This is a genomic window from Pseudomonas sp. RIT357 (genome assembly GCF_000632245.1).
Classification (GTDB): domain Bacteria; phylum Pseudomonadota; class Gammaproteobacteria; order Pseudomonadales; family Pseudomonadaceae; genus Aquipseudomonas; species Aquipseudomonas sivasensis.
Genome location: NZ_JFYX01000046.1, coordinates 158,589 through 171,062 on the forward strand (window position 1 = coordinate 158,589; position 12,474 = coordinate 171,062).

The 12,474-nt window shown below is 62.6% G+C and carries 14 protein-coding genes; 1 reads left to right on the forward strand and 13 read right to left on the reverse strand.

What is annotated here, in order from left to right; all coding sequences use genetic code 11:
- Nucleotides 1-5 precede the first annotated feature (5 nt).
- From BW43_RS05150 to BW43_RS05095, 12 genes are read right to left on the reverse strand one after another with little or no spacing between them, the layout of a single operon-like run.
- Nucleotides 6-2,318, reverse strand: coding sequence for an MMPL family transporter (locus BW43_RS05150; protein WP_032890312.1), 2,313 nt, complete (start codon nucleotides 2,316-2,318; stop codon nucleotides 6-8).
- On the reverse strand, nucleotides 2,308-2,898 hold the full coding sequence (locus BW43_RS05145; RefSeq protein WP_032890314.1) for an outer membrane lipoprotein carrier protein LolA: 591 nt from the start codon (nucleotides 2,896-2,898) through the stop codon (nucleotides 2,308-2,310). Before BW43_RS05145 ends, BW43_RS05150 begins: the two co-directional genes overlap by 11 nt.
- Nucleotides 2,895-3,320 carry a thioesterase family protein gene (locus BW43_RS05140; protein ID WP_032890316.1) on the reverse strand — a complete coding sequence of 142 codons (426 nt, stop codon included), beginning with the start codon at nucleotides 3,318-3,320 and terminating at the stop codon, nucleotides 2,895-2,897. The genes BW43_RS05145 and BW43_RS05140 overlap by 4 nt, the downstream gene beginning before the upstream one ends.
- A complete protein-coding gene (gene hutH / locus BW43_RS05135; RefSeq protein WP_032890318.1) occupies nucleotides 3,313-4,854 on the reverse strand; it encodes a histidine ammonia-lyase in 1,542 nt (513 codons plus the stop codon). The genes BW43_RS05140 and hutH overlap by 8 nt, the downstream gene beginning before the upstream one ends.
- Nucleotides 4,838-5,773, reverse strand: coding sequence for a glycosyl transferase (locus BW43_RS05130; RefSeq protein WP_032890320.1), 936 nt, complete (start codon nucleotides 5,771-5,773; stop codon nucleotides 4,838-4,840). Before BW43_RS05130 ends, hutH begins: the two co-directional genes overlap by 17 nt.
- Nucleotides 5,770-6,504, reverse strand: a complete 735-nt coding sequence (locus BW43_RS05125; RefSeq protein ID WP_032890322.1) for a glycosyltransferase family 2 protein — start codon at nucleotides 6,502-6,504, stop codon at nucleotides 5,770-5,772. Before BW43_RS05125 ends, BW43_RS05130 begins: the two co-directional genes overlap by 4 nt.
- Complete coding sequence (locus BW43_RS05120) at nucleotides 6,497-8,167, reverse strand: acyl-CoA synthetase family protein (RefSeq protein WP_032890324.1); 1,671 nt, start codon at nucleotides 8,165-8,167, stop codon at nucleotides 6,497-6,499. Before BW43_RS05120 ends, BW43_RS05125 begins: the two co-directional genes overlap by 8 nt.
- Entirely contained in the window at nucleotides 8,164-8,709 is a 546-nt protein-coding gene (locus BW43_RS05115; RefSeq protein WP_032890326.1) for a membrane protein, read from the reverse strand. The genes BW43_RS05120 and BW43_RS05115 overlap by 4 nt, the downstream gene beginning before the upstream one ends.
- Complete coding sequence (locus tag BW43_RS05110; RefSeq protein WP_003187949.1) at nucleotides 8,706-8,960, reverse strand: acyl carrier protein; 255 nt, start codon at nucleotides 8,958-8,960, stop codon at nucleotides 8,706-8,708. Before BW43_RS05110 ends, BW43_RS05115 begins: the two co-directional genes overlap by 4 nt.
- A 9-nt stretch (nucleotides 8,961-8,969) precedes the next feature.
- On the reverse strand, nucleotides 8,970-9,239 hold the full coding sequence (locus BW43_RS05105; RefSeq protein ID WP_010563239.1) for a phosphopantetheine-binding protein: 270 nt from the start codon (nucleotides 9,237-9,239) through the stop codon (nucleotides 8,970-8,972).
- A complete protein-coding gene (locus BW43_RS05100; protein WP_032890329.1) occupies nucleotides 9,217-10,029 on the reverse strand; it encodes a 1-acyl-sn-glycerol-3-phosphate acyltransferase in 813 nt (270 codons plus the stop codon). Before BW43_RS05100 ends, BW43_RS05105 begins: the two co-directional genes overlap by 23 nt.
- Entirely contained in the window at nucleotides 10,005-10,724 is a 720-nt protein-coding gene (locus BW43_RS05095; RefSeq protein WP_032890331.1) for a beta-ketoacyl synthase chain length factor, read from the reverse strand. Before BW43_RS05095 ends, BW43_RS05100 begins: the two co-directional genes overlap by 25 nt.
- Before the next feature lie 337 nt (nucleotides 10,725-11,061).
- Here BW43_RS05095 and BW43_RS05090 point away from each other — a divergent pair, with 337 nt between their 5' ends.
- Nucleotides 11,062-11,832, forward strand: coding sequence for a ParA family protein (locus BW43_RS05090; protein ID WP_032890333.1), 771 nt, complete (start codon nucleotides 11,062-11,064; stop codon nucleotides 11,830-11,832).
- Between the two features lie 117 nt (nucleotides 11,833-11,949).
- Here the strand turns inward: BW43_RS05090 and trxC are convergent, their stop codons facing one another.
- A complete protein-coding gene (gene trxC, locus BW43_RS05085; protein ID WP_032890334.1) occupies nucleotides 11,950-12,384 on the reverse strand; it encodes a thioredoxin TrxC in 435 nt (144 codons plus the stop codon).
- Between the last annotated feature and the right edge of the window lie 90 nt (nucleotides 12,385-12,474).

Here is a 12,474-nt window from a genome sequence, read left to right on the forward strand (position 1 = left end):
CCGATTCATAAGGCGTGTTTCTGATGGCCAGCCCAGGGCGCCAGCATAAAGCTGAATGCCAGGCCCAGGCTGACCGATAAGCCGAAATTACTCACGGCGGGCGTGCTGGACACCGCCAGCAGGCCGAACGACAACCACGTTGTCAGCGCCGCAAGCAGTGTACCCAGCAGGCTCACGGCAGCACCGCCGATCTGCTCGCGCATCAGGATCGCGTAGTCGACGCTGATCGCCGTCACCAGCAGCAAGCCGAACAGGCTGAACAATGTCAGTGGCTGGCCCAGCCAACCGAGGCTGGCCAGGCTGCACAGTGCGGCGAGTAATGGCAGTGCAACGATGCGCAGGGCGCCGCCGAAACCAAACGGCAGGATCAGCAGCAACACGATCAGCACGCACGACATCAATTTCAGTTCCGCGGCGCTAATCTGGGTGGCGGCGAAGACGCGGTTCAGATCACCGAGGCGATCCACCAACTGCACGCCCGGCAAGTCCACAGCCTGCACCCGCAACAGCGCTGGGTTGTTCAGACCTTGCAGGCTGACCATCGCTGCAACACCGCCGTCCACCGGGCCGAGCCACAGTGTGCGCCAGGGTTCGGCCATCGGGCCCGCCAGTGCCGCGTCGATGTCTTCGGTGGGCAGCGCTTGCAACTGCGCAACTTCAGCTTGCAGGGCGCTGGCCGGCACGCCGAGGTCCAGCAGCGGCTGCCAATGCTGTGGCAGTGTGTTCAGTGCTTCGCGCAGTTGTTGCTGCTCGGCGGGCAGGTTGACCAGTTGATTGAGCGCCAGGTAACCCTGGAGCTTGTCCATATTCACCAATTGATCCAGGCGCTGGCCCAACGCGGCTAGGCGCTCCAGCAATTGCTGTTGATTCTCGGCGCGCACCAGGAAGAACTGGCTGGTGGGTTGGAAACCTGTGATGCGCGCCACGGCCTGGGCTTCTTGCAGCAGCTGCGGCGGCGCGCCGATCCACTGGCGGATATCGTTTTTGCTATTGAGCTGCCACAGGCCACCGGCGCAAAACAGCAACACCAGCGCCAGTAGCACCGGGCTCGGCACGCGCGTGAGCAACGCGGCGCGAATCTGCCACAGGCATTCGGCGATACGCAACGGCCATTGCGCCGGACGCAGTTCGACGCCCTTGAGCAATGCCGGCAACAGGCACACGGCCGACAGATACGCACCGACCAGGCCCGCCGCGGAGAACACCGCGATCTGGGTCAGCGCCGGGAACGGCGTCCAGGCCAGCGCCAAGTAACCGATGCAACTGGTGGCCAGGCTCAGGCTCAACCCTGGCAGGGTCAGGCGCAACGCCGGCCAACTGCGCCAGGGCTTGAGGCTCCAGCTTTTTGACAGGTAGTGCAGCGGGTAATCCACCGCGACGCCAATCAAGCTGGAGCCAAGCACCAAGGTCATCACATGCATATGGCCAAACAGCGCCACACACGCCACGGCGCCAAACAGCATGCCCACCAGTACCGGCACGAAAGCCAGCAATACCCGCCATCGGCGGAACGCCAGCAACAGCAACAGCAGGATGCCCACGGTCGCGCCGCCACCGACCCAGGTGATTTCCCGTGTGGCCTGCTGCTGACCATTGGCGGCGTATAACAAACCACTGGCCGCCAGCAGTTGCGCGCCTTGCTGGCCGGCCTGTTCACGGCTGGCCTGGAGCAAGTCCGCTACTTGCAGCGGCAGTTTCATATCAAAGGCATTGCCGGTGGTGCGCGCGCGCAGCAACACCCAACTTTTGCCGTCGGCATCGGCGATCAACGCGCCGCTGCCGATATCCAACTGCACCGAGCCACGTTGCGGCTGGCTGTTCTGGATGCGTCCGGTCAGGCCCAGCCAGTCATCCTGGCTCGGCACCAGGCTGAAGCCGGTGAACGGGTCGAACAGCGCCTGCACGCGCTGCTGGATAAAGGCGTCGGGGTGTTCAATCAGTTGCTCGCGGTCCTTGGTCGAGAGCATCGCCAAACGGCCGCGCAGCAATTGCTCGCGCAGTGCCGGCAAGTCGGCTTGCAGGTTCCACTGCACCTTTTCAAACAGACCGCTGGCCTGCCAGCGCTCGCCCAACTGTTGTGCCACAGCCACCGCTTGCTGGCGGTCGGCATGCCCCACCAGTACCAGCATCTCGCGGTTCAACGGTTCCTGCATGCGCTGTTCGGCTTGCAGTTCCAAGGCGTTCGGCGTGCTGCCCGGCACCAGTTCCATCAGGTTGGCCGACAGCGGCGCACCGTGGCGCCACTGCCAGCCGGCCAGGGCCAGCACCGCCACCAGCAGGATCAGGAACAGGCGCGGCAACAGGCGCTCACTGGGCAAAGTCGTGTTGCTCCGCGTCGCTCAACGGTTGTTCGGCGGTGCTGTCCTGCATGCGCAGTACGGTGCTGTCACCTTGGGTTTCCAGCAGTTCGATTTTTTGCACCAGCGCGCCGCCGTCGATATTGATCTGGGTGAACACTTGTTTCAGCAGCAGCGACCGAGGGATCAGCGTCAGCTTCCATTGCGTAGCCTCGCCTTGCAGTTGCAGCTCGAAATCCCGCTGCAAGCCGCTGCTGTCGCCCTGGAGTACGGCGAGGAACAACCGATTCTGCTCGGCACCGGCGCTCTTGTTTGGCAGTGTCTGCCAGCCATTGGCTTCACGCCGGGCGATGCCTTGGGCGCTGATGCGGTAGTCCTGTTGCAATGGGGTTTTGAGCAGCCATAGCAGGCCGTGGTCTTTGGCGAGGACGAAAGTACCCTTGCTGACCAAGGGCTGTGGCAGGGCGCGCAGGTGTTTTTCCTGGGTGAAGCTGCCGTGGATCACGGAAGGTTTTGCCAACTGATCGCTGAGTTGTTGCAGGTCGAAGGCGTGGGCGCTGACGCTCAGCAGTAGGCCCACAAGCAGGATGATCGCTCTCATGCCAGGGCCCTCTCGACCGCATCTGTGAACACTTTGGGTGAGGCCAACTGCATCTCGCGGCTGGCCATCTCCACCGCCACTTGCACGGTAGTGGCGCGGGTCAAACGCTCGCCGCTGGCCAGGTCCGTAATCAGGTAATTGACCTTCAAGCGGTTCTCCCATTCCACCAGGCTGGCGCGCACGTTGATCGTCTGGCCGAACACTGCCCCGCGCACGTAGCGCAGTTGCATGTCGATGACCGGCCAGGCATAGCCGGCTTCGAGCATCGCTGTGTAGTTGTGGCCGATCTTGTCCAGCAGCGCGCAGCGCGCCACTTCCAGATACTTCACGTAGTGCCCGTGCCACACCACGTTCATGGTGTCGACGTCGAAAAATGGCACGAGGATTTCGGTGTCGCAGTGCAGTACGCCGGGGCTACGCATGCAGCCTCCAGTGTTGCTCGGCGATGCGTTGCAGGCACAGGCGCAGTTCGCCTTCCAGGGCGCGGTCTTCGATCACCGGCGGGAAGTCCTTGGCCAGTTCCTCATGCATGGCGGCCAACGCCGGTGGCAGCGCCCGCGCATCCTCGGCCTGGGCGCGCAGCCACACACCTTGGTTGGCGGCGAGCAAGGTGGCGGCGGCAACCTGTTCGGTCAGCTCCAACACGCGAATTGCATCGCGGGCGGCGATGGTGCCCATGCTGACTTTGTCCTGGTTGTGGCACTCGGTGGAGCGCGAGAACACGCTGGCCGGCATGGTGTTTTTCAGCGCTTCGGCGGTCCAGGCGCTGGTGCCGATCTGCACGGCCTTGAAGCCATGGTTGATCATCGCGCGGTCAGCCGGCGCGCCGGACAGGTTGCTCGGCAGGCCGTGGTTGTAACGCACGTCAACCAGCAACGCGAGTTGGCGATCGAGCAGGTCAGCTACGTTGGCCACCAGGGTCTTGAGGCTGTCCATGGCAAAGGCGATATGCCCGCCGTAGAAGTGCCCACCGTGCAGCACGCGTTCTTCTTCGGCGTCGATGATCGGGTTGTCGTTAGCGCTGTTCAGTTCAATCTCGATAAACGAACGCAGCCAGTTCAGGCTGTCCGCCAGCACGCCGAGGACGTGGGGCGCGCAGCGCAGCGAGTAGCGATCCTGCAGGCGGTGCAGCGGTGCGGTCGGCGCGTCGATCGCCAGGTCCTTGCGCAGCCAGGCGGCGACTTGCATCTGCCCAGGGTGCGGCTTGGCGGCGAACAGGCGCTCGTCGAAGTGTTCCGGGTTGCCCTGCAGCGCGACCACGTTGAGCGCGGTGATGCGTGTGGCGAGTTGCAGCAGGTAGTCGGCGCGGGCGAAGGCGAGGCAGGCGAGGCCGGTCATCACGGCGGTGCCGTTCATCAGGGCCAGGGCTTCTTTCGGACGTAAAACCAGCGGGTCCCAACCCAACTCGCGGTGCACGTCGGCGGCCTGGCGACGTTCGCCACGGAACATCACCTCGCGCTCGCCGGACAGGGTCGCGGCGACGTAGGACAGCGGCGTCAGATCACCGCTGGCACCCACCGAACCTTCTTCCGGGATCAACGGCAGCACGTCGTGTTCGAGGAACGCGTGCAGGCGCTCCAGCAACTCCACGCGCACGCCTGAAACGCCGTGGCACAACGACTGCAACCGCGCGGCCAGCACGGCACGGGTGGCTTGCGCATCGAGCAATTTACCCAGGCCGCAACCGTGGAAGGTGTACAGGTGACGGGGCAGGGCCTCTACGTGTTGCAACGGCACTGCGACCACGCACGAGTCGCCGTAGCCGGTGGTCACGCCGTAGATCACGCCTTCCTTGTCCAGCAGCGAGTCGAGGAACTGCGCGCCTTTGGCGATGCGCTGGCGATACGCGGCGTCGCCCTGCAACTGGGTGGGCGCCTGACGGTTGGCCAGGGCCAGCACGTCTTCGATGCGCAGGGGGCGTTCGCCAAAGGTTACCGGCTCAAGATGCGTCGTCATCGGTCTTCCAGAAAGGGTAAAAGTTGAACCATTGTTGGGGCGCTTCCAGGCAGAACTGGCCCAGGCGTGCGGCGTAGCGTGAGGTCCACTGAGCGATGACCTGCTCGCGGGTGCTGCGCTTCCATTCGATCAAGGGTGTGAACGGTTCGATAGTCAGGCGATAACGCCCAGTGTGCTTGAGGCACATCAGCAGGTTGACCGGGCATTTGAGCAGGCCGGCCAGCAGCCACGGGCCTTGGGGGAATGCGGCGTCATGGCCGAGGAAATCCACGCGCACCGTGCGCCCGCCGTGCAGCGGCACGCGGTCGCCCGCAATCGCCAGCCACTCTCCCTCGTCCAGGCGCTGGCTCAGCAGCAACATCGTCGCCGGGTCCAACTCGCTGACCTGGATCAGGCGCAGATGACTCGCCCCGGCTTCGCCCAACAGGCGGTTGAATTGTTCGGCGTGCTTGGTGTGCACCAGCACGTTCATGGTGACCTTTTCGCCGATTTCCGCCAGCGCGCGGCACACTTCCAGGTTGCCCAAATGTGCGCCGACCAGCATCTGGCCGCGCTCGCCGCGCAGTTGCCCGCGTAGTTTCGCCGGGTCGTTGATTTCGATTTGTTCCAGGCGCAGCTTGCCGTTCCACACGTCGAGTTTGTCGAGCAGGGAATCGGCGAAGGCCATGAACTGGCCGAATACTTTGCGGTGGCTGGGGCGCAACTCATCGCGCCCGCTCCATTCGGCCAGGCGCTGCTGGTATTGCCAGGCGCTCTGGCGCGCGCTTCGGCCGAACAGGAAAAAGTACAGCACGATGCCGTACAGCACCGGGCTCAGCAGGCGTCGGCCGAGGACTTTGGCCGCGAAGGCGGTGAATTTCATCAGCCAGTAGCTGCCGCGTTCTTCGCGGTCGGCCCAGTGTTGCGTGTTGTCGCTCATGCCTTCCACCGTCGCCACAGGATCATCGGCGCGCGCACCAACATGCCGAAAAACAGCCGCGTATGCATGGCGCTGATACGCACGTTGTCGTGGAACAGGCGAAAGTGCGACAGGCCGTCGGTGGGGTAATGCACTTTCGTCGGCAGCCAGCGCATCGGCTGATTACGCCATGCCAGGCGCACCAGGATGTCCGAGTCGAAGTCCATGCGCGTGCCAATGTAGGCCGAGTCCATCAGCGCCAGCACCGGTGTCAGCGGGTAGACGCGAAAGCCGCACATCGAGTCGCGGATCTGCAGCGACAGCGTGTTGATCCACACCCACACGTGGGTCAGGTAGCGCGCGTACAAGCGGCCTTTGGGCACGCTTTCATCGTATTCGGGGTAGCCGCAGATAATAGCGTCGGGGTGCCTGCGCGAGGTATCGACAAACGTTTCGACTTCGCGCAAATCATGCTGACCGTCGGCGTCCACTTGCAGGGCGTGGGAATAGCCAAGGCGTGCAGCTTCGCGGAAACCCGCCATGACCGCGCCGCCCTTGCCTTGGTTGTGTGGCAGGGTCAGCAGAGTCACGTTATTGAGGGTCGCCAATTGCGCCAACACCGCCGCGCACGCCGGGCTGCTGCCATCGTCGACCAACAGGCAGGGCAGGCCACTGTTCAACAGGCTTTGGATCACGGCGGGCACGGCGGCTTCGTGGTTGTAGACCGGGATCAGGGCGCAGGGGTTATGCATCGACAGTCTCCAGCAGAATCCGCCCACTGGAGCAGGCCGCGACGCCGTTGCGGTAGGCGAAATACAGCTTGCCGCGCTCCTGGTCGAAGCGCAGGTGCAATTCGATACGATCGCCGGGGCGTATCAGTTGCTGGAACTTGAGCACTTCCATCCCGGCAAAGGTCGCGGGCAGGTCGAGCAGTTGCTGGCCCAGGTTGAACGCCCATTCCACTTGCACCACGCCCGGCAGCACGGGGGTGACCGGGAAGTGCCCGCTGAAGTAGGCCAGGTCCGGCGGCACACTCAGTTGCACGGTCCATTCGCCATCGGCTTCGATCTGCCCCAACACCTCCGGCGCCTTTGGCCGTGGCGCCAGCAGCAGCGCGGCCACATCGGCCTGGGGCAGTTTGCCCTGGGCGTTCAACGGCAACTGTCGCAGCAGGCGCCAGCGACGGGGCAGGGCCAGGGCTTCGCAATGCTGGCTCAGATGCTGGCGCAGGGTTTGAGTGAGGCTGCGGCGGCCTTGGTTGCGCAGGGCGTGTAGGCCTTCGGCGCTCAATACCACCAGGGCACCCAGTGACGCGCGGTTTTCTTGCACCACGCCCAGGCGCGTTTCCGCGACCCATGGGTGGGCCATCAGCGCTTGTTCCAGCATCGGCAGGGAGATGCGTTTTTCTTCCAGCTTGACGATGCGGTCCAGGCGACCCAGCAGCTCGAAGCGACCATCGGCATGGATATGTGCAGCGTCAGCGGTTTGTTCAATATGCCCTGCTGGCAGGTAAGGCGAGGCGATGCGCAGAGCGCCGTCGGCGTCCTGGCTCAGTTGCACATCGGCAAACGGCTGCCAGGGTTGCGCGCCCTGGCGCCAGGCGATGCCGCCGGTTTCCGAGCTGCCGAGAATTTCCGTCGGCCATTGGTGCAAACGCTCGTAAAGACTGGCGGCGGCTTCGACGGGCAAGGCGCCGCCGGAAGAGAACACTCGCGACACCTGGCTCAGCGCGGGCCAGTCGAGGTTGTCGCCCATGCGTTTGAGCAGTGCCGGGCTGGCCACCCAGGCAAATTGAGGGTGTTCGCGGCTGGCGCGTTGCAAGTCTTCGGGAAAGGCCAGTTGCTTGCGCACAAAGGTACGACCGGCGCACAACGGCCACAGCACCCGGAACAGCAACCCGTAGATGTGCTGGGTGGCGACGCTGCCGATGATGCAGGCGTCTTTAAGGTCCGCACCCCACAAGGCTTCCAGCGCTTGAACCTCGTTGGCTAATTGGCGCAGGGTTTTGTCGATACGCTTGGGCTCGCCGCTGGAGCCGGAGGTGCACAGGCTCAGTTGACACGTGTCCAGGTCGAGCGCGGCAGCAGGCAACGGCGCCTGGTACAGCGCGTCGAGATCGGCGGGGTCGACCAGCCATGCGTCGACGGCATCGGCCCAGCGTTGGCGGGTCTGGGGCTGCAGATCGGCGGGAAGCAGTACGCTGACCCCTGCGCGCCAGGCGCCCAGCAGGGCGATCGCCAGCACGCCGGCATCTTCCAGGTGCACCGCCAGACGCCGAATACCGCGCGCTTGCAGGCCCGCGGCCAGACCGAGTGATTGTTCCCACAGTTGGGCGTGATTCATTGCAGGTTCGGTGGTCACCAAACGCTGTTGCAGCGGCTCAAGCAGCAAGTGCTCAAGTTTCAACCCATTCATATGCGGCCTCGAACCCTTTGTCGTACAAGCCATTCCACGGCAAACAACAGCCCCATCAATCCGTAGGCGATCAGGCCGTTGTACAACGTCCACCAGCTCAGTGGCGCCCATAAGGTTAGGGCGGCAGCGAGCAGGCCATTACACAGAAAAAACACGCTCCACACCACGGTGACCTGGCGGGTATACACAATCGCGTTGGGCGGTAACTCCGGGTCGGTCATGCGTGCCAGGCGCTCCACCATCGGCGGGCCGTATTTCAGGCTCAGGCCAAACAGCGCGAGCATGAAGGCACTGACCAGGCTCGGGTACCAGCGCAGCAAGTGCGGGCTGTCGAACCAAGCCAGTAACAGGCAAAACACGATCATCGCCAACGCCATCCAGCGGCTGCCGGGACGTGGTGCGCCGATGAACGCGCGCAACAGCCAGAGGCTGCCCAGCAGCAGCCCGAATTGCCACGGCGCAAAATGCTCAGTGCCGTAATACACCGCAAAGGGGTACAGCAGCCCCGCCAACAACAGGCCAAGGCCGATCAGCCGGCTCATGCGGCGGGTTGGACCAGACGGTACACCGCCTCTACCACGTCGTTCACTGTGCGCACGGCCTTGAACTCTTCGGCGGCAATCTTCTTGCCGGTCTGGCGCTTGATATGGTCGATCAGGTCTACGGCATCGATGCTGTCGATTTCCAGGTCCTGATACAGGTTGGCGTCAAGGGTGACGCGCTCTGGGGGGAGTTCAAACAGTTCCACCAAGGCATCGCGCAGGGTGTTGAAAATATCGTCACGAGTTTGCATGGTCCGGTCTCAAGCTGCCTGTCTGGCCGTAACGAACGCCGCAAGGCTCGCCACGTTGGTGAAGTGATTACGGGTGTCCTTGGCGTCGGCATCGATTTTGATGCCGTATTTTTTTTGAATCGCCAGACCCAATTCCAGGGCGTCTACCGAATCCAGGCCCAGGCCTTCGCCGAACAGGGTTTGGTCGCTACCGATGTCGTCGGCGCTGATGTCTTCCAGACCCAGGGCCTCGATGATCAGCGTCTTTATGTCGTGCTCAAGGCGGTGTTGGTCGCTCATCTTCGGCGAGCTCCTTAATGAAATAGTGGTGCAGGTGATCGTTGAGCTTGCGTGAAGCCTGAGGCGCGGGCCCCAGTGCCGCGAACGCCTGTGGTTCTATATCGGCACCCACCCGCAAACTGAAGTGAAAGCGGCGTTTCGGGATGCGATACCAGGGTTCGGCTTTGGTCAAGGTGGTTGGGCTGACCTTGATCACCACGGGGGTGATGATTGTCGCACCCCGCAGCGCAATGGCGGCGGCGCCGCGATGAAAGGCGGGCGCCGCGCCGGGTGTGGTACGAGTGCCTTCAGGAAAGATGATCAGCGTCTGGCCTTCGCGCAGGGCGTCGGCGGCGGCATCGAGCATCTCCGCGCTGCCGTCATTGCTGATATAGCCCGCATCGCGTATCGGCCCCCGGGTGAACGGGTTCTGCCACAGGCTTTGCTTGACCACGCAGTTGGTCTGGCGCATCAGGCCGATCAGAAACACCACATCGATCAGCGACGGGTGGTTGGCAACGATCATCTGGCCGGGGCGGCCGAGTTTCTCGGCGCCTTCGACGCTGTAGGTCAGCACGCCAGCGCGATGCATCATGCGGATAAAGAACCAGAACAGCTTGCTGATGGTGTGACGGGCACGGCGCTGGTGCTTGTCGGCACTGCCCGGCAGGCAGCTGAGCACCGGAAACACCAGCAAGCGCAGGCACAGCCCGCCGACACCAAACAGGAAGAAGCTGGCGGCGGTGGCAAACAGGCGCCAGTAGTAGGCGTCCCGTGGCTTGTCAGTCAGAGCTTGCGTTGCCAGTTCCATACACGGTTCTTCCAGGCATGTTGGCAGGCGCCCTGTTCGGTGAGCAGGGTGCGCAGCAGGTTCAGGGCGTGGGGCCACTGGGTTTGATTGGCTTGGACAGTGCCGGGTGTGAGTTCCAGTTGCCACTCGTCGCCTGGTGTGAGCAACAGGCCGAGGGCGTAGGGGAAGGGCACGTCAACGATCCAGCTGGCGTAGGCCTCGGGCGGCTGTTCTTCGGTGATCACCAGCAATACCGCCGGGGCGCCTTCATTGAGCAGCGCGGCGGCTTCGAGCATGCCGTGCTCCAAGCCATCGCCGGCGGCGGCGAGGGCGGTCATTTCACTGGTTTCATTACGCAGAATCGACCAGAGGCCAATCACTGCGTTATGCACAGACAGGCTGAACTGGGTCGGGGACAGCGGCTGCTCGTTGGCCAGGTCGCTGAGGATGTCTAGAGTGCGTGGGGTTTCGCCGTGCCGGGAAATAAACACCAGCGGAAGGTCTTGCAGGCCTTCTGCAAGGGGCCAGCCCACGCTGAAGGCCATGCGCGCCAGCCGGCTCAGGCGGCGGCGCTGCATGGCGGGCAAGAAGGATACGTCGGGCGAGGCATCGCTGGCGGGCAGCAGCACCGGCGCCTGGCACCATGCGCGCCATTCGTCCGCACTTTCCAGCCCTGGGGCCCAGGCACGCCATTGGGCAATGTTGAAGTTGATCACTGAGAAGTTATCCCGCCCCTGCGGGCTTCCATGTGCGGCTTTTGGCCCCGAATACCGGGACAGGGAGCAATAGCCGAATGGCGCGCATTATCCCGGTGCCGCGGGGTTCTAGCAAACTTTGGTAAAGATTTGTTCACGGCTGAATACAATTTGTTGGTAAGGATTTACAGATTGTCCTTTATCGATGGCTGAGTTGGATTGTCGGACCGTTCCTATTCTTTTGTGTGTGAGGTGCGACGACCTGTCTAGAGTGCGGCAATGGATGGATGAACGAGGTAGCTAACAGGCGCTTTTGCCCTCTACACTCGGACATTCATTGATACACGGAGGTTTTTCCATGCGGCGTGTGGTGTTCAATCAGAAAGGCGGCGTTGGCAAGTCCAGCATCGCCTGCAACCTGGCGGCGGTCAGTGCCAGCGAAGGCTATCGAACCCTGTTGGTGGACCTCGATGCACAAGCCAACTCAACCCAGTACCTCACCGGGCTGACCGGCGACGACATTCCCATGGGGATCGCGGACTTTTTCAAGCAAACCCTGTCTTCCGGGCCGTTTTCGAAGAAGAACAAGGTCGATATCTACGAAACGCCCTTCGATAACCTTCACGTCATCACCGCGACGGCCGAACTCGCGGACTTGCAGCCCAAGCTTGAAGCCAAGCACAAGATCAACAAGCTGCGAAAGCTGCTGGATGAGCTGAGCGAAGATTACGACCGGATTTACCTGGATACACCGCCAGCCCTGAACTTTTATGCGGTTTCGGCGCTGATTGCTGCTGATCGTGTGCTGATCCCCTTCGATTGCGACAGCTTCTCGCGGCAGGCCCTGTATGGCCTGCTGGCCGAAATCGAAGAATTGAAGGAAGACCACAACGAAGGCCTCGAAGTCGAAGGTATCGTGGTCAACCAGTTCCAGGCCCGAGCGAGTCTGCCGCAGCAGATGCTGGAGGAGTTGATCAATGAAGGGTTGCCGGTGCTTCCGGTGTACCTGGCCAGTTCGGTGCGCATGCGCGAGTCCCATCAGGAGAACAAGCCGCTGATCCACCTCGATCCACGGCACAAGCTGACCCAACAGTTCGTGGAATTGCATAACTTGCTGGAAAACGCCTGACCTGTGGGAGGGGGCTTGCCCTCGATAGCGGTATGCCAGCTAGCTCATCTGGAGCTGACCCACCGCATCGGGAGCAAGCCCCCTCCCACACTGCCCAGCATTGTCCTTGAGGTTCGGTTACACCCCCTGGCTACGCAACCAACTCATCAACTGCGGCAACGGAAACGCTCCACTCTGACGCGCCACTTCGCGACCATTCTTGAACAGAATCAGGCTCGGAATCGACCGAATCCCCAACTGCGCCGACAACTGTTGATTGGCCTCGCTGTCCAGCTTGGCCAACCGGCACTTGCCCTCCAACTGTCCGGCAGCCTGTTCAAACACTGGTGCGAACGACTTACACGGTCCGCACCAGTCGGCCCAAACGTCCACCAGAAGCGGCAGGTCGCCTTTGATCTGGCTGGCGTAGTCGCCTTGTTTCAGCTCAAAAGGCTTATTCAACAAAACGGGCTGTTTGCAACGCCCGCATTTGGGCGCATCTGCCAGGCGTTCGCCGGGGATGCGGTTGAGGCCGTTGCAATGAGGGCAGGGTATGACGAGAGGTTCGGACATTGAGGGCTCCTGGAAATGGCCAATAGGCTCTATTTGGAGCCAGCAATGATAGTTATCAAGCGAAACACATGATTGTAGAAAGGGCGCTCA

Excerpts from the sequence above, each read along its gene's own strand:
- BW43_RS05145 (WP_032890314.1), bottom strand. The coding sequence starts at position 2,898 with ATGAGAGCGATCATCCTGCTTGTGGGCCTACTGCTGAGCGTCAGCGCC.
- BW43_RS05140 (WP_032890316.1), bottom strand. The coding sequence starts at position 3,320 with ATGCGTAGCCCCGGCGTACTGCACTGCGACACCGAAATCCTCGTGCCA.
- hutH (WP_032890318.1), bottom strand. The coding sequence starts at position 4,854 with ATGACGACGCATCTTGAGCCGGTAACCTTTGGCGAACGCCCCCTGCGC.
- BW43_RS05130 (WP_032890320.1), bottom strand. The coding sequence starts at position 5,773 with ATGAGCGACAACACGCAACACTGGGCCGACCGCGAAGAACGCGGCAGC.
- BW43_RS05125 (WP_032890322.1), bottom strand. The coding sequence starts at position 6,504 with ATGCATAACCCCTGCGCCCTGATCCCGGTCTACAACCACGAAGCCGCC.
- BW43_RS05120 (WP_032890324.1), bottom strand. The coding sequence starts at position 8,167 with ATGAATGGGTTGAAACTTGAGCACTTGCTGCTTGAGCCGCTGCAACAG.
- BW43_RS05115 (WP_032890326.1), bottom strand. The coding sequence starts at position 8,709 with ATGAGCCGGCTGATCGGCCTTGGCCTGTTGTTGGCGGGGCTGCTGTAC.
- BW43_RS05110 (WP_003187949.1), bottom strand. The coding sequence starts at position 8,960 with ATGCAAACTCGTGACGATATTTTCAACACCCTGCGCGATGCCTTGGTG.
- BW43_RS05105 (WP_010563239.1), bottom strand. The coding sequence starts at position 9,239 with ATGAGCGACCAACACCGCCTTGAGCACGACATAAAGACGCTGATCATC.
- BW43_RS05100 (WP_032890329.1), bottom strand. The coding sequence starts at position 10,029 with ATGGAACTGGCAACGCAAGCTCTGACTGACAAGCCACGGGACGCCTAC.
- BW43_RS05090 (WP_032890333.1), top strand. The coding sequence starts at position 11,062 with ATGCGGCGTGTGGTGTTCAATCAGAAAGGCGGCGTTGGCAAGTCCAGC.
- trxC (WP_032890334.1), bottom strand. The coding sequence starts at position 12,384 with ATGTCCGAACCTCTCGTCATACCCTGCCCTCATTGCAACGGCCTCAAC.